The 21,179-nt window shown below is 61.6% G+C and carries 17 protein-coding genes; 6 read left to right on the forward strand and 11 right to left on the reverse strand.

All coding sequences use genetic code 11. The features are described 5' to 3' along the window. Position 1: 1 nt before the first annotated feature. The 6 genes from L0U84_RS21245 to L0U84_RS21270 form a co-directional block, all read right to left on the reverse strand. Positions 2-646, reverse strand: a complete 645-nt coding sequence (locus L0U84_RS21245) for a trimeric intracellular cation channel family protein (RefSeq protein ID WP_233852441.1) — start codon at positions 644-646, stop codon at positions 2-4. Then, positions 643-1,911 carry a M20 family metallopeptidase gene (locus tag L0U84_RS21250; protein WP_233852443.1) on the reverse strand — a complete coding sequence of 423 codons (1,269 nt, stop codon included), beginning with the start codon at positions 1,909-1,911 and terminating at the stop codon, positions 643-645. The genes L0U84_RS21245 and L0U84_RS21250 overlap by 4 nt, the downstream gene beginning before the upstream one ends. Positions 1,912-1,969: 58 nt before the next feature. After that, complete coding sequence (locus tag L0U84_RS21255; RefSeq protein ID WP_233852445.1) at positions 1,970-2,425, reverse strand: MarR family winged helix-turn-helix transcriptional regulator; 456 nt, start codon at positions 2,423-2,425, stop codon at positions 1,970-1,972. A 96-nt stretch (positions 2,426-2,521) separates the two neighbouring features. Further along, positions 2,522-3,049: a GNAT family N-acetyltransferase gene (locus tag L0U84_RS21260; protein ID WP_233852446.1), complete on the reverse strand. Its 528-nt coding sequence runs from the start codon at positions 3,047-3,049 to the stop codon at positions 2,522-2,524. Next, on the reverse strand, positions 3,046-3,633 hold the full coding sequence (locus L0U84_RS21265; RefSeq protein ID WP_233852447.1) for a helix-turn-helix domain-containing protein: 588 nt from the start codon (positions 3,631-3,633) through the stop codon (positions 3,046-3,048). Before L0U84_RS21265 ends, L0U84_RS21260 begins: the two co-directional genes overlap by 4 nt. Before the next feature lie 263 nt (positions 3,634-3,896). Further along, positions 3,897-5,039, reverse strand: coding sequence for a M23 family metallopeptidase (locus L0U84_RS21270; protein ID WP_233852448.1), 1,143 nt, complete (start codon positions 5,037-5,039; stop codon positions 3,897-3,899). Positions 5,040-5,750: 711 nt separating this feature from the next. Between L0U84_RS21270 and L0U84_RS21275 the strand changes: the two genes are divergently transcribed. Beyond that, entirely contained in the window at positions 5,751-8,870 is a 3,120-nt protein-coding gene (locus tag L0U84_RS21275; RefSeq protein ID WP_233852449.1) for a YadA-like family protein, read from the forward strand. Positions 8,871-9,846: 976 nt separating this feature from the next. Further along, positions 9,847-11,997 carry a beta-glucosidase gene (locus tag L0U84_RS21280; RefSeq protein WP_442794079.1) on the forward strand — a complete coding sequence of 717 codons (2,151 nt, stop codon included), beginning with the start codon at positions 9,847-9,849 and terminating at the stop codon, positions 11,995-11,997. 60 nt (positions 11,998-12,057) lie between these two features. On the opposite strand, the gene L0U84_RS21285 is transcribed toward L0U84_RS21280, so the two are convergent. From L0U84_RS21285 to L0U84_RS21300, 4 genes are all read right to left on the reverse strand, one after another. After that, positions 12,058-13,380, reverse strand: coding sequence for a metal-dependent hydrolase family protein (locus tag L0U84_RS21285; protein ID WP_326491219.1), 1,323 nt, complete (start codon positions 13,378-13,380; stop codon positions 12,058-12,060). A 1,244-nt stretch (positions 13,381-14,624) separates the two neighbouring features. Further along, entirely contained in the window at positions 14,625-15,164 is a 540-nt protein-coding gene (locus L0U84_RS21290; protein WP_233852453.1) for a thioredoxin family protein, read from the reverse strand. Between the two features lies 1 nt (position 15,165). After that, complete coding sequence (locus L0U84_RS21295) at positions 15,166-15,882, reverse strand: cytochrome c biogenesis CcdA family protein (RefSeq protein ID WP_233852455.1); 717 nt, start codon at positions 15,880-15,882, stop codon at positions 15,166-15,168. 180 nt (positions 15,883-16,062) lie between these two features. Beyond that, positions 16,063-17,034 carry a LysR family transcriptional regulator gene (locus L0U84_RS21300; RefSeq protein WP_233852457.1) on the reverse strand — a complete coding sequence of 324 codons (972 nt, stop codon included), beginning with the start codon at positions 17,032-17,034 and terminating at the stop codon, positions 16,063-16,065. Between the two features lie 306 nt (positions 17,035-17,340). On the opposite strand from L0U84_RS21300, the gene L0U84_RS21305 reads away from it, so the two are divergent. From L0U84_RS21305 to L0U84_RS21320, 4 genes are all read left to right on the forward strand, one after another. Further along, on the forward strand, positions 17,341-18,381 hold the full coding sequence (locus tag L0U84_RS21305; protein WP_233852459.1) for an alpha/beta fold hydrolase: 1,041 nt from the start codon (positions 17,341-17,343) through the stop codon (positions 18,379-18,381). A gap of 379 nt (positions 18,382-18,760) precedes the next feature. Further along, positions 18,761-19,108, forward strand: a complete 348-nt coding sequence (locus L0U84_RS21310) for a DUF4148 domain-containing protein (RefSeq protein WP_233852460.1) — start codon at positions 18,761-18,763, stop codon at positions 19,106-19,108. Positions 19,109-19,146: 38 nt separating this feature from the next. Further along, a complete protein-coding gene (locus L0U84_RS21315; protein WP_233852461.1) occupies positions 19,147-19,494 on the forward strand; it encodes a DUF4148 domain-containing protein in 348 nt (115 codons plus the stop codon). 88 nt (positions 19,495-19,582) lie between these two features. Further along, the gene (locus L0U84_RS21320; RefSeq protein ID WP_233852462.1) at positions 19,583-20,371 is read left to right on the forward strand and encodes an alpha/beta fold hydrolase; all 789 of its coding nucleotides are present in this window, start codon (positions 19,583-19,585) and stop codon (positions 20,369-20,371) included. A 23-nt stretch (positions 20,372-20,394) separates the two neighbouring features. On the opposite strand, the gene L0U84_RS21325 is transcribed toward L0U84_RS21320, so the two are convergent. Continuing rightward, positions 20,395-20,868 carry an Lrp/AsnC family transcriptional regulator gene (locus L0U84_RS21325; RefSeq protein WP_233852463.1) on the reverse strand — a complete coding sequence of 158 codons (474 nt, stop codon included), beginning with the start codon at positions 20,866-20,868 and terminating at the stop codon, positions 20,395-20,397. Positions 20,869-21,179: the final 311 nt, after the last annotated feature.

The following is a 21,179-nucleotide window of genomic DNA, read 5'->3' on the forward strand; positions in this document are numbered from 1 at the left end:
GTTATGGATTGTCGCGCGTTTCGGCCGTGCGTCTGCCCTGGAAGACCGGCAGCCGCCAGCCGAAGCGCAGCGACGCGAGCCGCACCAACACGCAAGCCAACGTCGCGAACCACGGTGTCCACCAGTCGGTCCAGCCCGCATACGAAAAGCCGACCTGCACCGCCGCGCCGAACAGCGCGGCCGACGCATAGATCTCGCGCTCGAGAATTGCCGGGACGCGCGATAGCACGACATCGCGCATCACGCCGCCGCCCACCGCGCTGACGACGCCGAGCAGAATCGCGAGTTCGGCATTGTGGCCATATGAGAGTGCCTTCTGCGCGCCCGATACCGCGAACAGACCGAGCCCGATCGCATCGAAGAACAGCACTGGCTGACGCAGCCGGCGCACTTGCGGATACGCGAGAATCGTCACCACCGACGCGCCGAGCGCGGTCGCCAGATAGCGCCAGTTCGACAGCCCCGCGGGTGGAATCGCACCGATGCACACGTCGCGCACGATGCCGCCGCCGCACGCGACCATGAAGGAGATCACGACGATGCCGAACAGGTCGAGCCGTCGTTGACGCGCGGCCACCGCGCCGCTGATCGCGAACACGAAGGTGCCGATCAGATCGAGAATGGTATAGACGGCGTGTGAATTCACTGAGTGGTTTCGCCTTGATCGAGCCACACGCCGGCCGCGCACAGCATCGCTTCGAGACCCGTGCGCAGCGTCGGGTCGAGCACCGGTGCGAACTTCGGCGAGTGATTGCTCGGGATTTCGTTGAGCTTTTTCGCGGCGAGCGCCTGGCGGAACACTTCGGGGTCGGTGCCGCCGACGAACCAGAACGAGTACGGCACGTTCCATTCGCGGCCGAACACGCTGAAGTCTTCGCTTGCCGCGGCCGGCGGCGATTCGTACGCGCGCTCGCCGAACTGCGCCGCGAACGCGTTGCGCACACGCTCGGTCGTGGCGGCGTCGTTGATCGTCAGCGGATAGCTCGATAGCGTGGTGAATTCAGGCTCGCGCGGCGCATTCGACGCCACGCATTCGGCGCAGCAGATGCGACGGATCGCGCCTAGCATGTACTCGCGCACGTCTTCGTCGTAGGTGCGCATGTTGAGCTTCAGCGTCGCGTCGTCGGGGATGATGTTCTCTTTCGTGCCGGCCTGCAGCGAGCCGATGGTCAGCACGGCACTGTCGCTCGGCGCGATTTCGCGCGATACGATGGTTTGCAGACGCAAGGTCGTCGAGGCCGCCATGATCACGGGATCGATCGACGTTTGCGGTTGCGAGCCGTGCGCGCCGCGTCCGAACAGCTTGACCTTGATGCTGTCGCCGGCCGACAGGATCGTTCCGCTGCGATAGCCGACCGTGCCCGCCGCGCCGACCATCACGTGCTGGCCGAGAATCACGTCGGGCTTTGGAAAGCGCGTGGTCATGCCGTCGTCGAGCATGCTGCGCGCGCCGCGGCCGACTTCCTCGCCGGGCTGGAACACGGCCATCAGCGTGCCGCGCCATGCGTCGCGATGCACAGCCATCAGACGCGCGACGCCGAGCAGCCAGGTGACGTGCATGTCGTGCCCGCATGAGTGCGCGACGCCGACATCGAGGCCGTCTTCGTCTTTCGCTCTGACGGTGCTCGCGTAGGGCAGGCCGGTCGCTTCGGCCATCGGCAGCGCGTCCATGTCGGCGCGCAGCATCACGGTGGGGCCGTCGCCATTGCGCAGCAGCGCGACCACGCCCGTCACGCCGACGTTGCGCGTCACCTCGTAACCGAGCTTTTCCACGTAGTCCGCGACGATGCCCGCGGTGCGCACTTCCTGCATCGACAGTTCGGGGTGCGCGTGCAGGTCTTTGTAGATCGCTTCGAGTTCGGGCAGCAGCGCGTCGATCGCGCTCGACATCGTTTGGATCAGCTTCGACATGGAGGGCTCCTTGTTGGCATGAACGCCCGGAAGAACGCGGCGCAATGCGGACCGGGTGTCAGGATCGCGCAGGTGACGCGTTGGCGGATTCGCTTTCGAGCAGGCTGTGCGAAAGCTTGCCGAGCAGACGTTCGAGGGTTTTGCGTTCGTTCGCGCTCAGCGCCTTCGCGAGCTGTACTTCGAGTTCGGTGCCTACCGCTTCGGAAGCCTGCGCTACTTCGAGGCCGTGCGCAGTGGCGCGCAACGCGATGCTACGGCGGTCCGACTCATGCATGTTGCGCGTGATCAGGCCGCGTGTTTCAAGTTCAGCGAGGACTTTGGAAAGCAGCGTCTTTTCGATCAGCGCGCGCTGTGAAACGGCCTTGGGCGTGATGTCGGGCTCCGCGCAGACGAGGCGCAGCACGCGCAGCGCACGCACGTCGAGATCCCAGCGCTCGCGGTAGACCAGGTTCGCGCGGTTGGTCAGCAACGCGCTGGTCAGATCGAGCCTGAAGGTCAGGAAGTCCGAGTACAAGGATTGCTCCGCCGTCGAGCGTCAATTGCAGTGAAGGCATTATAGGCAAGTAGTTGAAATTTTCAAATACTTGCGGTGGGCGGACTGCCTGCGCGGTCAAAGCTCTTTGCAATAGAACGTCGTGCCACAGAGCGCCCCGTCGGGCATCAGCGCGTAATTCGGCACGCTGCCGACGCGTTGCCAGCCGGCGCGCTGATAGAGTCGCTCGGCATCGCCACCGGTTACGGTGTCGAGCACGAGAACTGATTTTTTCTCTTCCCGCGCGATGCGATCGAGTTCGCTCATCAGAGCGTGCGCGACGCCGCGCCGGCGCGCTTTTCTGTGCACGAGCATCTTCGCGACGTCGGCGCGATGCGGCTGATTTTCGGGCTGCGCGGTAATCAACTGCACGGTGCCGATGATGCTGCCGTCGCGATCTTCTGCGATTAGCAATACACGCTCGTCGCGCGCGATGCCCTCAGCGACGTTGCGCCAGAACGCGAGCGCCGTGTTGCGCGAGATCGGCAGCATGAAGCTGACCGATGCTCCACCTTCCACGCAGTCGATCAGCACGTCGGCGAGCGCTTCGACGCAGGCCGCCGCTTCGTTCGCGCCGACGCGCCGTATGGTGACGTGATCGTTCATGCGCTTCTCCGTTCGTTGAATGGCGACGTGCTCAGCGCGACGAGATAGCGTGCGGGTTTGCGAGTGGGGTTGCGGAACACGGTCGGGCTATCGAGCCGCATCGCGAGACAGTCGCCTGTCTTGAGCCGCCAACTGGTGTCGCCGACCGTAATTTCCATCGACCCGTCGAGCATCCACACCTGTTGATGAATGTCTGCATCGCGCGCGCCAGTTTCATAACTGACGCGCTGCCCCGCGGGAAAGTTGACCTCGACCAACTGGATCGCCGAGCGTGCGGTCGGCGAAAGATGACGGCGCACATAACCGGAACTCGGATCGGTCCATACAGCCTGCTCGGCCGCCCGACTGACCGGCGACGGCTCGGCTAGCGGTGCGCCATCATGCTCGAACAGCGATGCAAGCGGCACGTTCAACGCGGTGGCAAGTTTGTCGAGCACGGTTGCGGTGGGGCTGCTTTGCCCGCGCTCGATGAGCGAGATATTGGAGCGGCTGACCTTGCTGCGCTCGGCAAGGGCGTCCAGCGACCAGTTCTGAGCGTCGCGCAGCGCTTTGACTCGACGTGCGATCAGGGCGTTGATGTCCATGTCATCCAGTTTAAGAGATCATGTATCTAGCAAACTAGAGGCTGGCTTTTTTGTTGTCAATAGTGGACGGCTCGTGTGCGCTCGCAATTGCACGCGGTGCAGCGCTTACCGATTCTTCTGAACTCGTTGCGGAGGTGGGTTTGGGGGAGCTGCAAACCTTTGCGACGTGAGCGGCGCTCTCGACACGCTCGCGGCTGTGTCTTCGCTCACGGTCTATATCAACGTGCCGATGACCTCGCGCTTCACGTCTACGAGGTGTTCCGCTATGCAGGCGAGTTCGACTTGCCTGCGACATTCGAAGCCATCCTGTTCGCCGGAGCATCGACGGGCAATGCAACGAGTTGTTCACGCAGGGCGCCCGTCATGCTGTCGAACGCGAGCCGCTCAGTGGTCGTGAGCGGCGAAGCGCCAGTTCGGCCTGTCAACGTGAGCGGATCGATCGGTTGATCGTACTCACGCACCTCAAAATGCAGATGGGCGCCCGTAGCCGTGCCGGTACTGCCTACCGCGCCGAGCGCTTGTCCTTCGGTCACCGGCTTACCGACGCGCAATTCACGGGAAAAGGCGGACAGGTGTGCGTAGTGCGTGGTGAAACCTCGCGGATGACTGAGTACGACGATGTTGCCGTATCCGGGTTTGAAGCCCACGAACCGTACGGTTCCCGAGGCGGCCGCGACGACAGGTGTCCCCTTCGGTGCGGCAAAGTCCACACCTGTGTGCATCTGGTGTTTGCCCTTGACCGGATGGGTCCGGTAACCGAATGGCGAACTGAGCCGTACGTAATTGAGAGGCATGGAAAATGGCTTGGCGGCAAGTTCACGCCCGTCGAATGAATAGTAGTCCCCACCGGTGTGCCCCGGCGCGACAAACCAAACCGCCTGGTAGACCTCGCCGCCCGAGCGGAGCTCGACGGCCGTTAGACGCTTGCGCTGCGCGTTTGTATCGTCGCGTCCGTAGAGAACATGAACAGTGTCGCCGTTGTGCGCAGGCGCGGCGAGATCGAGTCGAGGAGCAAAAATATGCGCGATCTGCTCCTGTATTTCAACCGGCACGCTGGCTCGCGCCATGGTGTCGCGCAACGTTCCTTCGATCCGCCCGGCGTAGGAATCGCTGCTGGGTTCCGACATGACAAGCGGTGCAGCGTTGGATAGCTGACCATCACTGGTTTTGCTAGTCCCGTTAGCAGCGGCCAGCGCCAGGTACGGTTGGGCTGCGCCAGGCTCGTTGATGCGCCTGACGAGCTCAGATTCCGCAATCCAATTGGGCGTGACTGGCATCGTCACCATGCCGAATAGCAGCGCGACACATATTGGCGACATGAATCGCCAATGAGCCGAATGACCGAACTTGATGAAAATGGACGTGGCGCACGAGGAAACACAACGTAGATAGCGCAAGCGAATCATTTTAAGCCTCATGATCGGAGTAATTGGACTGCAGAGGCGAATGACATCGCTTGAAACTCAGCGGAAACCCAATAAATTTAAGGTTGGTTATCTTTCGCGCTACATGGCCCTATAAGGAAGGCTTCATTTTATTCACCAGGGCTAGCCCGCTAATATCGGGGCAATCCGATTTTTGAGATCAAGTCTGCTTCAACGCGGGCAATTGAATCGGCGAGCACGCAACGAGACTCGATCGAGTTCGAAGATGGCTGCTGCGCCGGAAATGCCGAACCTTCAGTCGATTTCGTCCCCCCACCGGTCGCGCGGGTCGCTCTGGGCGCGCGTGTCTGCCTCGCATCATCCGATAGGCCCAACTGGTGGACTTGATGTTTCATATTCCTCGCCTGATTTCGCTACGCCACGCTTTATAAGTGTTTACGGAAATATTTCTGCGAGCCGTGAGGGCAAAAGAATATAGATGAGTTTCGATTTCAATTGGTTTTTCAAATCGAGTCGATAGTTTAGGTTCATGCCGATTCGGACTCGACCTATTTCTGTTCTGTCTCAAAAATATAAACTGAAATCAGTTTGAGAGATAGGCTGAGTGGCCAGAACTCTACGAGAGATTGCGGATTTAAGAAGGTGTCCAATTATTTTATGGCGATTAATTCTGTGATTTTCTAGAAGGCGCTTGCCAGAAACCCAATTTCATTATCGTTAAAAGGTGGAATCATGAACAAGTCGTATATCAGCGTCTGGAATGAAGCACTTGGTTCGTGGGTAGCGGCCTCCGAGAACACGGCGGCGCGCGGAAAGCGTAGTGCGTCACGTCGCGTAGTGGTGGCAGCAGTTGCGGTTGTGGTCGGTAGTGCCGCGCTCCTGCAGGCTCACGAAGTGTTGGCTGCCAATGCCCCTGTCTATGACAACCTGAACATTATTTCCGGCGGCAACGGTGCAGCCGCTTCTTCCAGCGGCGCCGGTTCGATTGCGATAGGCTCATCCGCCAAGGCTGTCGGGCAGACAGGCGGTGATTATTCCGCCATTGCTATCGGTGTTGACGCATTAGCTAACGGCCAGGCGGCGATGGCGATCGGTGAGGCATCCTCGGCGAAGGGCAATCGGTCCATGGCGCTTGGCAATTCTTCCGAGGTGACCGGTGACAATAGTGTGGCACTGGGTGCAGACAGCAAGGTCACCGCCACCGGTAGCGTTGCCTTGGGCGTGGGCAGTGTCGCCGACCAGGCAAACACGGTATCCGTAGGTTCCGCCACGAGCCAGCGCCGAATCGTGAACATGGCGGCGGGACAGATCAACGCGACCAGCACAGACGCCATTAACGGCGGCCAGCTGTACAACACGGCATCGAGCACGGCTCAGGCGCTGGGCGGTGGTTCGATTCTCAATGCGGACGGCTCGTTCAGCGCGCCGTACTACAGCGTCGGTGGCACGATGGTGCGTAGCGTGGGCGATGCCGTCACCAACCTCGACGGCCGCACGACGCAAAACACGGCGGGCATCACTCAGAACGTGGCGGACATTGCGCAGAACACGTCGGTCATCACGCAGAACACGAACGACATCGCGCAACAGGCGACCAGCATCACGAACGTGCAGAACCAGCTGGCCGATGGCACGGTGGGTCTGGTGCAGCAGGACGCAGGCACCCGTGCGATCACGGTGGCGAAGGACATGGATGGCACAGTGGTGAACGTGGCAGGCACGGCGGGCAACCGCACGGTGACGGGCGTGGCCGCAGGTGCGGTGAACGCATCGAGCGTGGACGCGGTGAACGGCGGCCAGCTGTACCGCACGGCATCGAGCACGGCTCAGGCGCTGGGCGGTGGTTCGATTCTCAATGCGGATGGCTCGTTCAGCGCGCCGTACTACAGCGTCGGTGGCACGATGGTGCGTAGCGTGGGCGATGCCGTCACCAACCTCGACGGCCGCACGACGCAGAACGCGGCGGGCATCAATCAGAACGTGGCGGACATTGCGCAGAACACGTCGGTCATCACGCAGAACACGAAGGACATCGCGCAGAACGCGTCGATCATCACGCAGAACACGAAGGACATCGCGCAACAGGCGACCAGCATCACGAACGTGCAGAACCAGCTGGCCGATGGCACGGTGGGTCTGGTGCAGCAGGACGCAGGCACCCGTGCGATCACGGTGGCGAAGGACATGGATGGCACGGTGGTGAACGTGGCAGGGACGGCGGGCAACCGCACGGTGACGGGTGTGGCCGCAGGCGCGGTGAACGCGTCGAGCGTGGACGCGGTGAACGGCGGCCAGCTGTACGGCACGGCGTCGAGCACGGCACAAGCACTGGGCGGCGGCGCGACCGTGAACGCGGACGGCACGCTCAGCGCACCGAACTACAGCGTCGATGGTACGACGGTGCACAGCGTAGGCGATGCCGTCACGAACATCGACGGCCGCACCACGCAGAACACGGCGGGCATCATGCAGAACACGAAGGACATTGCGCAGAACACGTCGATCATCACGCAGAACACGAAGGACATCGCGCAAAACGCGAGCAACATCACGAACGTGCAGAACCAGCTGGCCGATGGCACGGTGGGTCTGGTGCAGCAGGACGCGAACACCCGCGACATCACGGTGGCGAAGGACATGGACGGCACGGTGGTGAACCTGGCGGGCACGGCGGGCAACCGCACGGTGACGGGTGTGGCCGCAGGTGTCGTGAGCGCATCGAGCGTGGACGCGGTGAACGGCGGCCAGCTGTACGGTACGGCGTCGAGCACGGCACAAGCACTGGGCGGCGGCGCGAGCGTGAACACGGACGGCACGATCAGCGCACCGAGCTACAAAGTGGGTGGCACGACGGTACATAGCGTAGGCGATGCCGTCACCAACCTGGATGACCGGGTCACGCAGAACACGACGGACATCACGAAGCTGCAGACTCAGGTGGGCGATGTCGGAACGCAACTGTCGGGCGCGGTGCAGTATGACCGTCACGTCGACGGCTCGGTGAACTTCGGTTCCTTGACGCTGGGAGGAGGCCAGAACGCGGGTCCGGTGATTCTGACCAACGTGGCGAACGGTACGAGCCAGTACGACGCGGTGAACTACGGCCAGTTGTCGGCCTTGCAGGACCAGGTAACGGATCTCAACGGACAGGTGAAGGATCTCGGCTCCCAGGTGTCGAACATCCAATCGATCGCTGCGGATGCTTCGTCGTCGGACAGCAACAGTGCTCCTGTGGCCAATGCGGTGACGCCGGGTACCGGTGTGGGTAGCACGGTAGTTGGAGCAGGCGCGGCAGCCTCGGGCGACAACGCGATGGCAGTCGGTGCCAACGCCGCGGCAACCGGCGCCAACTCGACCGCGATAGGCTCGGGCTCGCAGGCGGCCAATGCGAACTCGGTGGCGTTGGGTCAGGGTTCGGTGACGGACCGCGACAACTCGGTGTCGGTGGGTTCGGCGACGCAGCAGCGTCAGATCACCAACGTTGCAGCGGGTACGGCGGACACGGATGCGGTCAATGTCGGTCAGTTGAACAGCTCGGTTGCACAGGGCGTGCAGCAGGCCAACAACTACACCGACCAGCGCTTCAACGACATGAACAGCACGATCGACAGTATCGCGAAGAAGTCGTACTCCGGCTCGGCTGCGGCGATCGCCATGGCCAACCTGCCCCAGGCTCCGGCCGCAGGTAAGAGCATCGTATCGGTGGCAGGCGGCACGTATGCTGGCCAGTCCGCAGCTGCTCTCGGTGTGTCGACTTTCTCGCGCAATGGCAAATGGATCATCAAGGCTTCGGCTTCGACTACCACTGGGGGGACCTTCGCAGTTGGCGCCGGCGCCGGTTACGTCTTCTAATCTGAACCACTGGAGACGGATTGACTAACGGGAGTACCTGAACCGGGCAGGATGTGAAGACATCCTGCCCGCTTTTTTTTGCGCGTTCGTTACCGACACTTGCGTTCCTTCGGACACTTGAATATCTGCCATCCGCAACATGCTCACGTCCACCTGGCTTTGCTGTCAGTTACCAGCTGATGATTCGCTGCAGTGAGCTGACCGCGCACATTCAGTTTTTCCTCCACTTCCATGCAAGGTTTCGAACATGACCTGCCACGCTCGATATCCAATCGATCCGGGCCTGATTGAACAATTCAATTCGAGGCTTATACAAAGATGTGGAACTGCACGCGTCGGGAAATTCGGCGACCTGAATCACGAACATTTCCTGATGGCAGAAGGCGTAAATAACGTCGCACTTGCGTTGTCTTCCTTTGCGAGTTTAGCCGCGTACGAGCTACCTGCACGAATCGCAAAACCATGCCGAATGCCAGAAAGCCCTTGCTGATGCAGCGTAGACGCGTTGTGTGCTGAGCGATGAGCGCTGCCTTTTTCAGGCCCGCGCCTGGGTAGCAACGGAAGGTCTCGCTGTATCCGCAAATTTTCCATAATTTAAGAAATACAAATGAAAATTCCCGGTCTTTTATTCAATCTGATTCATTAGCTTTCAATTGGCCTGTGTAAGAAAAGCCTTACGTCCCATTGCGCATAAAGTTACACGAATTAGTAGAAATACTGATGCTGTAGTCAGACTACATTCTTACATTACTCACCACGGAGAGTCGCTACAGCCCATCCAGTTGCGCCGACTCTTCTTCGGACAGGCAAACGTTTGCAGTCATCGCTGCATGCCTGTTTTCGCGTCCGCTTTCCACCCACCCGACGCGCTCCGCCGCCCCAAGAAAAGCACAATTTCGGAGAAACATCTATGCAGAAGAAACTATGGCCGGCCGTCGCGATAGCGGCGGCCGTGAGCGCCGCTGCGCACGCGGATATGCCAACTCCCGGGCTCGACTTCGCGCCCATGTCGACGGTGCTGAACGCGTTTGCGTCGGCCGCGGCGCATCGGCGCGCGGAAACGCTCGTCGGCAAGATGACGGTCGACGAAAAGTTGCAGTTCATTCATTCGGAGTATGCGATGTCGTCGGTGCCGGGCGGTGGCGCTGGCTACATTCAGGGCGTGCCGCGTCTCGGCATTCCCGACCTGAACATGGTCGACTCCGCCACGGGTTCGGGCAGCACCAACCAGGCATCGACGACCTTCCCTGCCACGCTCGCGGTGGCGGCAAGCTGGGACCGGGCACTGTCGTGGAACTTCGGCAAGCAGATCGCGATCCAGTTGCGTCAGCAGGGCTTCGGCATGGGGCTCGGCGGCGGCACCAACCTCGCGCGTGAGCCGCGCGGTGGCCGGCTCTTCGAATATCTCGGTGAAGATCCGGTGCTCGCCGGCGAAATGCTCGCGGAGCGCACCGACGGCACGCAAAGTCAGAAGGTCATCGCGACGATCAAGCACTACATGGGCAACGAGCAGGAACATAACCGCGGCGGCGGCAACAGCCAGATCGACGAGCGCACGATGCGCGAACTCTATCTACTGCCGTTCGAAATCGCCGCGCGCCGCGCGCAGCCAGGCAGCGTGATGTGCAGCTACAACGAGGTCAACGGCATCCAGGCCTGTGAGAACCCGCACATCCTCAACGACGTGCTGAAGAACGACTGGCATTTCGAAGGTCAGGTGCAGTCGGACTGGGGCGCGACGCATAGCACGGCACCCGCGATCAATGCCGGTCTCGACGAGGAAGAAGACGTCGGTTCGACCGTCTATCTGACGCCCACCCTGGTCAAGCAGGCGATCGCGAACGGCTCGGTGTCGACCGCGCGCCTCGACGACATGGTCGAGCGCAAGCTGTACGTGATGATTCGCACGGGCGTGATGGACGATCCGGCGAAGGGCGGCGGGACCATCGACTTCTCCGGCGCGCGAGCCTTCACGCAGTCGGTCGAAGAGCAATCGATGGTACTGCTGAAGAACGCCAGCAATCAGCTGCCGCTCGCGGCCGGTTCGCTGTCGCGCATCGCGGTGATCGGCGGCCACGCTGACGCGGCGGTGCTGACGGGTGGCGGCTCCGGCAACACGCGCGATCCGGTGACCGGCGCGTTCGCCGGTTGCGGCGGCTTGACGTTCGGCACGGAGACGGGCTGCAGTTGGTGGACCAACCCGTGGCTGAAGCTGCCCACGCCGATCGTGTCGGCGATTCAGGCACTCGCGCCGCAGGCCAAGGTGACCTTCGCCGGCAACAGCGATCAGCAGTCGCCGTTTGCCGCCTACACGCAACAGCAGATCACCCAGGCGGCGACGCTGGCGGCCAACTCCGACGTCGCGATCGTCGTGGTCGCGCAGCCGGCGGGTGAGGACATCGGCGATCTGCCGAGCCTCGGCCTCGCGAATCCGACCAACCAGGATGCACTCGTCGAAGCGGTTGCGGCGGCCAATCCGCACACGATCGTCGTCGTCGAAAGCGGCAACCCGGTGCTGATGCCGTGGAAGGATAGCGTGTCGGCGATCGTCGAAGCATGGTATCCGGGCGAAGGCGGCGGTAACGCAATCGCGAACGTGCTGTTCGGCAAGGTCAATCCTTCCGGCAAGCTGCCCGTCACGTTCCCGGCGCGCGACCAGGATACGCCGACGTGGGGCACGAATGGCGCTTTCGCGGCGAACCCGGTCTACTCCGAGAAGCTCGATATGGGCTATCGCTGGTACGACTCGCAGAACATCACGCCGATGTTCGAGTTCGGCTACGGGTTGTCGTACACGCACTTCGCGTACTCGGGTCTGTCGGTGCAGCATCTGCCGGGTGGCCTGATCGACGTGTCGTTCAACGTGCGCAACGATGGTCGCGTCGCCGGTGCGGAAGTGCCGCAGGTGTACCTCGGCGTTCCGTATCAGGGTGAACCGCCGCGGCGTCTGGTCGGCTGGGACAAGGTTGGTCTGAACCCCGGCGAGTCGCGCCGTGTGCACCTGGTCGTGACGCAGCGCATGCAGAGCGTGTGGGATACGACGAACAACCGTTGGCTCTATGTGCCGGGCAGCTCGGTGTACGTCGGCGCATCGTCGCGCGACATCCGCCTGCAGGGGCACAGCTAAATAGTGTGAGGGTGTGACGAATGCGGGCGCGCGAAGTTGCGCGCCCGCATCTATTGGCGACTACGCTTTCAGCGTGTTCTTGTAGAACTTCCCATCCTTCATCACGATCCGCAGGTTCTGCTCCGGGTTCGCGATCAGGTCGAGATTCTCGAGCGGATTGCCATCGACGAGCAGCAGATCGGCGTACGCACCTTCTTCGAGTACGCCGAGCTTGCGAGGGTACGGATTGCGGTGGCCGGACATCGCGAGTAGTTGGCCGTTGGTGCCCGTTGCCATGTTCAATGCTTCGGCTCCGCTGTACCAACGCTTCATATTCGTGAGCATCGTGCCTTGCCGCGCAGCCACGGCCTGCGAAAAGATCAGGTCCGTACCGAACGCAACCTTGATGCCATGCTTGCGCGCGAGATTGTAAGCGTTGTTGGTGCCTGCGATCACTTCGAGAAATTTTTCGCGGCTCTGTGGGGCGAGCGGGCCCACGTCGTTTTCGCTGACGAACGGCTGCGTGCTCAACCACGTGCCGTTCTTCGCCATTAACGCCGCGGTCCTGTCGTCCATCAGGTGACCGTGCTCGATGCACTGCACGCCCGCCGTAACTGAGCGCTGAACCGCTTCGGGCGTGTACGCATGCGACAGGATATAGGTGCCCCAGTCGGCCGCTGTTTCGACGGCCGCGCGCAACTGCCTTTCGGTAAACGTAAGCATGTCGAGCGGACTGCGCGGTGTCGATACGCCACCGGATCCGACCAGCTTGATCTGCGTCGCGCCCTGGATGAACTGCTCGCGCACGCGCACGCGCATTTCGTCTTCTGTGTCGGCGATCGCGAAGCCGCCGTCCCGTTCCGCTTGAGTGACCTGGCTGCTGGTGCGCGGCAACTCGCTCAGCGCGCGAAAATCGCCGTGACCGCCGGTGGTCGTAATCATCGCGCCGGACGGATAGATGCGCGGCCCGGAAATCATGCCGCTATCGATTGCCTGCTTCAGCGCGAACGATGGGCCGCCTGCGTCGCGTATCGTCGTGAAGCCGCGCATCAGCGTGCGTTCGGCTTCAGCGCTCGCCGCAAGATGCACGAATGCAATGTCGGACTGAAGGATGACCTGAATCGGCACCGCGGCGAGCAGCGCATGCCAGTGCATGTCGATCATGCCGGGCATCATCACCTTGCCGCCGCAATCGACGAGCGTCTTGCCCTCGATCGATGCGGGTTGCCCCTGACCCAACTGGCTGATGCTGTTGCCCTCGACAACCATATAGAAGCCGTCGCGCAAGGTCGACGATTTGCCATCGAACAGACGAAAGTTCGTGAACAGCACCGGCTTCGGCGGCGGGGCCGGCGGTTGGGTGGTTTGAGCATTGCTGAGTCCGGGCAGAACCAGACTCAGCATCGAGGCGGCGAGACCGGTGACGAAGCCGCGGCGCGACAGGTCGGCACTGATACGGCGGTTGGCATACTGCGCTTGAGACTTGTCACAAAGACATGAAAACGACGGACTGACTGTTTTATTGCCGATGTACTTTCCTGAAGGCATAGCTCACCCGTAACGTAGATCACCGTGCATCGAAAGCCGCCGTCTGACTACATTTCACAATTGGCGACGCGAAAGACAAGCCAGCACAGGGTATCTGCTGCGAACGAGGATGGCAAATGCGGGGGCTGTGTGCGGGAAGGACCGGTTAGTCAGGCGAATTCGCCACGAGGACCAGCGTGTCGGATCCGGATGCGTAAGGCCGTTGCGCGACGAGCGAGCATGGTCATGCCAGCCCGTCGGACGAGTGGGTGCCCGATCTTCGAGCGTTCAGTGACGGGCCTGAAATTCCCAATTGTCGGAACCGGACCGACAGAACCGCGGAGTGAGATGCATCGTCTGACCTCGTGCACTGAGGTTGATTGCCACGACCCGGCATGTTCGCGCTTCTTCCTTGACCGTGTGTGACGGTGTGATCGTCGCGTCTACCCGAGGCCTGTTGCGCGTAGCATTGTTCTCCCACTTGAGTGTTTCGCCGTCCTGCTTCGTATCGAGTGCCTGATTCACCGCAGACTGGATCGACGCAATGTCCGCTTGCCGCATCTGACTGAGCGGTGTGTCACTCAGGAATCCGAGGTTGGACGCGTGCGCGCCCGCTGTTCCCAACACGAGCAAGCTTCCGATGAGCACTTTGCACAGCCGCGATGGTATTGACATGAGTTGGCGTTCCTTGGAAAAGGTCATGCGGAGATTCACGACCGGCAGGACGATCGAAGTTCATCCGTGAGCGGGTCAGGTGTCATCGCGGCCTGCGATCGCGCCGGATTGATGAAGGGAGTTCCGTCGTTCCGGACAACGCCATCGAACATAAAACTTTAACGGCGCGAAGAACGCAAAAGCACTTCGCATTCGCCCGACACGGGAACATGCCTTTGTTGGTCACGGCAATGATAGCCGATAGTACCATTGGCAAAGTCCCGACGGATATGCTCGTGCAGGCCGGTTTACACCTTGAAGGCAGCGCCGGCAGCGAATGTGAAGCAGGTGTTCGTGGTTGAAGAGAAGCCCGCGTGGCCCCGTCGGTCGGGGGCAGGCGGGCTTGTGCGATCACAGATCGAAACAGCCGGTTTGTCGGGTAACAGTGTCACCGCGATGGACCAACGTCAACTCTTCTGCGCGAGCAGCGCCTGAATCTTCGCCTCGGTCTGCGCATAGTCGCCTTCTCCGAAGTGCGTGTAGACGATATGACCTTGCTTGTCGATCAGATAGAACGCGGGCCAGTACTGGTTGTTGTACGCATTCCAGGTCGCGTACTGGTTGTCCTGCGCAACCGGATAGGTAATGCCGAGCCGTTTGATCGCGGTCTTCACGTTGCCGGTGTCGCGTTCGAACGGATATTCAGGCGTGTGCACGCCGATCACCGTGAGCCCCTGATCCTTGTACTTCTGATTCCAGCTTTTCACGTAAGGCAGCGTGTTGACGCAATTGATGCAGGTATAGGTCCAGAAGTCGACGAGTACCACTTTGCCGCGCAATTGCTGCAGCTTGAGCGGCTCGCTATTGAGCCATTGTGAAATGCCCGTGAGTTCAGGCGCGCTCGGGCCACTTTCCTGCGGCGCGGCGATGGCGGCCGTACTCGCCGCGATCATCGCGCAGGCGGCAAACGCGCTGGACAGTGCGAAGGTTTTCAATCGGGTAGTCATGTCAAAGTCCTTTGAGTGAGGGAAAAAGACCGGCGAGCCGCGCGTACAGCAGCACGTCGTATTGCAGATAGATGGCGAGTGCGGTCAGCATCACCAGTACGCCGAATACCTGTTGCAGTCGCTCGGCGTGACGTGAGACGACACGTACATGGCGGGTCACATAATGCCCGCCGTAGATGATCGCGAGCATCGGAATCGCCGCGCCGATCGCATACAGCGTGAGCAGCAACGCCGACCAACCGAGGTCCTGAGCCTTCACGACGAGCACGAGGATCGACGCGAGCACCGGCCCGGCGCAGGGCGTCCATACCGCGCCGAGCGACATGCCGAGCACGAAGCCGCCTGCGTTGCCGCTGCCCGGTTGCGTGCCTGGAGACATGGCCGCGCCGATGCGATCGAGCGGCCCTTGCAGTTGCGCGACGAGCCAGTCGTAAGGGCGCGGCCAGATACGCAGAAATCCGGACAGTGCGAGCAACGCGATACCGGTATTGCGCAGGACCTGTTGCGCGACATGCACGGTGCTCGACACCGCGCCCAACAGCAGCGCAAACGAGGCGAAAGTCAGAATGAAGCCGGCAATGATGAAGAGTGGCCGCGTGCGGCTCGGTTGCTCGACGGAAGTGCCGAGCAGGATCGGCATCACCGGCAGCACGCAGGGAGAGGCAATCGTCAGCAGCCCGGCGAGCAGGGCGAGCGGAGTTTCGAGCGTGCTGTGCATGATGAGCGTTCCGTTGGCTTGGATGACCGTATTGGAACGCCCGCACGTATCTGGTTTATGTCGGCGTTGAGGCTTGCTTGCAATGTTGTGTGTCTGCGTCCGGCGCAGATACATTGCGACACAAATCGGCCGGCAAGCCGATGCGCGCTGCGCTCGAGGTAGCGGCCGTGGAACGCGTGATCAGCGCGTCTTGCGCTTGCGTGCCGTGGTTCCCGTTGCGCCTGCGACTCTATTTGCGCCGGACGTGGAGAACATCGGCATGCGCTCCTCGATCCAGCGCAGCAGTTCGAGCGGTCCCGGTGCGAGCGGACGGCCGGTCTTGACGAGCACACGCGCCTGCGCGGCGGAAAACAGCGGATGCGCGATCGGTACCGTCGTCAGTTCGCCGCTCGCGATTTCGCGGTAGGCGGCGAATTCGCCGATCAGCGTCATGAAGTTGTGGACCGTGACGAAGCGCTTCAAGGCGCTCAGCGAGTTGCTCGTCAGCGTCGCGGGGATCGACAGGTTTTCCGCGAGCTCCGTCATCTTGACGACGTGACCGATTCCAAAGGTTGGCGGCATCAGTGCGAGCGGCCACGCGCGCAGGTCGTCGAGCGTCGCGGGTCGTTTGCGCTTCGCGAGTGGATGGTCGCTTCTCAGCAACAACACGACCGGCTGTGGCGAACTCGCGCGATGCTCGATACGCGCATGAGGCGGTGGATTGTACGCAAGCCCGATATGCGCGCGACTTTCGGCGACTTCTTCCTGGATCGCGTCGACCGCGAGCATATCCAGGCCGATTTCGAGCTCCGGATATTGGGCGCAGAATGGCGCTAGCACGTCGTCGACCAGCATGTCGACGAAGCCTTCGCTGACCGCGAGCCGAATCTGCCCTCGCTGCAGGCCTTTCAACGCATGCAACTGATCTTCGAGCTTCTCCTGCTGCGAACGGTAGCCGCGCCAGAATTCGAGCAGATGCGTGGCCGCTTCGGTCGGCTTGACTCCACGCGCCTGCCGCTCGAACAGCACGGCGCCGAGTTCGTCCTCGAGCAGCTTGATCTGCCGCGTGATCACAGAGGGCGACGTATTGATGCTTTCCGCCGCGCCGCGTATGGTGCCGTGCGTAAGCACCTCGTTGAAATAGCGAAGGCGTTGCTGATTGATCTCGCGCATGTTATTAGTCGACCGCGGTTAATGTGTTGCCCGTAAGGCAACGATGTGTGAACTTAGTTGCTCTTGCTGCTGACGGCTTGCGCTGTCACTATTCATCTCAAGCGGTACGACAGCGCTAAACCGGTGGTCCAGTCGTCAAGGCATCCCCGTTTTCAGACTCGCTCTACCCGTCTCGTTCGATTCGTTTCATCCGGTTGTTCATGAAGTCGGCTGTGCCTGCACGGTGCACGCATGCGGCTGCGCGATATCGCGCGCGAGCGGACCCGATCAATTCCGTATCAAAGCCCTGCTAAAAGGAGAATATCCATGTCGGATCAGATCAATGGCCGTCGCCGCTTTCTCGGAACGGCGCTTGCGGGTATCAGCCTGCTCGAATTGGGACTGAGCGGGCTCGCACATGCGCAATCGGCGGACACGGCGGGCAACGCGAAAGCAGGCGGGCGCGTGGCGTCGTTCGAGAACATTCGCTCGATCAATGCCGGCACCCTGAACGTCAGCTACGCGGAAGCGGGCCCGCAGAACGGACCGGTGGTCATTCTGCTGCATGGCTGGCCTTACGACATCTACAGCTTCGCCGAGGTGACGCCGTTGCTGACGGCGGCCGGCTACCGCGTGATCGTGCCGTTCCTGCGCGGCTACGGCGGCACGCGTTTTCTGTCGGCGGATACGCCGCGCAATGGTCAACAGGCGGTGGTCGCGGTCGACATCATCAACCTGATGGACGCACTGAAAATCGACAAGGCCGTGCTCGGCGGCTTCGACTGGGGCGCGCGCACGGTGAACATCATCGCCGCGCTGTGGCCGCAACGCGTGAAGGCGATGGTGTCGGTGAGCGGCTATCTGATCGGCAGCCAGGAAGCGAACCGTGCGCCGTTGCCGCCGAAGGCCGAACTCACGTGGTGGTATCAATTCTATTTCGCCACCGAGCGTGGCCGCGCGGGTTATGAAGCGAACCGTCATGACTTCAATAAACTGATCTGGCATACCGCCTCGCCGAAATGGAATTTCGACGACGCCACGTTCGAGCGCTCCGCCGAATCGTTCAATAACCCGGACCATGTTGCCGTGGTGATTCACAACTACCGCTGGCGTCTGGGGCTCGCGCAGGGCGAGCCGCAATACGACGAACTCGAAAAGCGCCTCGCCACCGGACCGACGATCGGGGTGCCCACCATCACGCTCGAAGGCGATGCGAACGGCGCCGCGCATCCCGAGCCCGCAGCATACGCGAAGAAGTTCACCGGCAAGTATCAGCACCGCAACATCAGCGGCGGCATCGGCCACAACCTGCCGCAGGAAGCGCCGAAAGCCTTTGCGGATGCGATTCTCGACGTCACGCGCCTTTGATCGAGCCGGCGCGCGCCGGCATCGTCTTCTGAACGGAACCCCAGCAGTCGAACCTTCGGCTGCTGGGGTTTTTTCATGGCCGGCCCATTTGCAGCGCACCTGCAATCCTCACGACGCATGCGCCCTCGGCCCTGCATGGCGTGCCTGGGAGTGGGTTTTGTATCGCACTGTATCAACACCGTACGCAGACAAACACGCTTGCAGAAATGGGGGGTGATGAAAACATTGCAGATACGTTGGGGCGTTCTAATGTCTTCACGCAAGGTTGATTCACAACGTTGCGTGTGAATCAGGCGGGACGTGACAGTGTATCTGCGTTGATGACTTCGTGTCCCGCTCAAGCCTTTGATCCTGATGCTTTGATACCCGGAGAAGACTCATGAAACTCGTTCAATCGCTGATCGTCGCCGCACTCGTTGCCGTTCCCGTCGTTTCGTTCGCGCAATCGCAACCGCAACAGGCGCTCACGCGCGCCGAAGTTCGCGCGGAAGTGGTCCAGTTGCAGAAGGCCGGCTATAGCCCGGCTAGCGACAACGCGCAATACCCGCAGAACATCGAGGCGGCAGAAGCGCGTGTCAGCGGAGGCAACGACGTTACCGGATACGGCGGTGTCGCGAATGGCGGCTCGGCTTCGGGCTCGCATGTGCCGATGAAGCATGCGGCCGCGAATGCCGCCAACGACGGCTCGAACGTCGTCGGCCTCGGCGCGATCTACGCGCACTCCTGATTCGTCGATCCCTGAATTCTGATACCCGGAGAAGACTCATGAAACTCGTTCAATCGCTGATCGTCGCCGCACTCGTTGCCGTTCCCGTCGTTTCGTTCGCGCAATCGCAACCGCAACAGGCACTCACGCGCGCCGAAGTTCGCGCGGAACTGGTCCAGCTGGAAAAGGCCGGCTACAACCCGGCCAGCGACAACACGCAATACCCGCAGAACATCGAAGCGGCAGAAGCGCGTATCAGCGCGGGCCATGACGCGGCCGGCTACGGTGGCGTCGCGAACGGCAGTTCGGCTTCGGGCTCGCACATGCCGATGAAACATGCGGCGGCGGATCGCGCGTATGACGGCTCCAACGTCGTCGGGCTCGGCTCGATCTACGCGGGTTCGTGATCGATGCAAGTGTGCAGGCCGTCCGCGCGCAGCGTCTCACGTCGACGCGCGGACTCCCTCTTCAACTCAACCTGTCGAGACAAAAACGATGACCACGCTGCTGAAAAAAATTCTCGGTTCCGTTCTGTTGCTGGGCGGACTGTTCGCGTTGCAGGCCACGCAGTTCGCGCAGGCTGCGCCGTCCGATGACCTGAAGGGCAAGAACGTCGTGCTCGTACACGGCGCTTTCGCCGACGGGTCCAGCTGGGACAAAGTGATTCCTCTGCTCGAAGCGCGCGGCCTGCACGTGGTGGCCGTGCAGAATCCGCTGAGTTCGCTCGCCGACGACGTGGCAGCTACCCGGCGCGTGATCGCGCAGCAGAACGGTCCGGTGATTCTGGTCGGGCATTCATGGGGCGGCGTGGTGGTCAGCGAGGCCGGCAACGATGACAAGGTGAGGAGCCTCGTGTACGTCGCGGCATTTGCGCCGGACAACGGCCAGTCCATCGCCGACATCACGAAGGACAAGCCCGCGCCGGTATGGGCAAGCGAGTTGCGCAAGGACTCGGCCGGTTATCTGACGCTGTCGACCCAGGCGGTGCTCGACGACTTCGCGCAGGATCTGCCGCTGCCGCAAAAACGCCTGATCGCGGCGACCCAGCAGCCATGGGCCGCAGGCTGTATCGACGACAAGGTGACGAGCGCCGCCTGGCATGACAAGCCGTCGTACTTCGTGGTGTCGGGCCGCGACCGGATGATCGATCCGGCTTTGCAACTGGAGATGGCGAAGCACATCGACGCGAAGATCACGCGCGTCGACACGAGCCATGTCGCGATGCTGAGCCAGCCGCAGGCCGTGGCCGAGGCGATCATTGCCGCCTCGCAGGCCGCGCATTGACGCGCGGGCCGTCAGCCTGGAAATCAGATTGCGATCGACGGAATGCTCTTCATGCAGCGTAGCGCGAACATCGAGCGGCTATGGCGAATGCCTGCGATCTTGTAGAGCTTTTCGCGCAGGAAGCGCTCGTAGCCCGCGGTGCCGTCGACCGCGACCTTGACCAGATAGTCGTAATCGCCGGACACCAGATACGCTTCGAGCACTTCGCTGAGCGCGGCGAGCTCGGCGCCGAAGCGCGCGAGCGCGTCTTCTTCGTGGCGGTCCAGCGTGACTTCGAGCAGCACGACGTCGGCGAAGCCGAGCTTTTGCTGATCGAGCAATGCGACATAGCCGCGGATATACCCTTCGTTTTCGAGCTGCCGCGTGCGATTCCAGCACGCGGTTGTCGACATGCCGACCAGTTCGGCAAGCTCGGCGTTACTGAGCCGGGCGTTCTTCTGAAGCTCGCGCATGATCTTGCGATCGAGGGCGTCCAGCGGGCGGTTTCGGGTGTTCATCGAAAGAATCGGAAGAATATTCTGTCTGAACGGATTATAGGTGAATATCGTCCTGATGCGACGGCATAAGCAGATGCGTTTAAGAAGCCTATCCAGTGGGCCTGACGGTATGATTTCAGCGTGCATTCATGCCCGGGACAACCGCCCGGACCGCAGGCCTCGCGCCGGCGATCCTCCGTGGCCACAAGCCGCTTTTCGGTGTCTCGCCGCCTTCACGGGAAGGCGGCACGCGGGCGAATTCCGGCGTTACCCGCGTCGGAAGGCGCGCTCGCCGGGCATGGACGCATGTCGCCGCATGTGTCCATCGCAAC

This window comes from Paraburkholderia sp. HD33-4, assembly GCF_021390635.1.
In the GTDB taxonomy this organism is placed as follows: Bacteria; Pseudomonadota; Gammaproteobacteria; order Burkholderiales; family Burkholderiaceae; genus Paraburkholderia.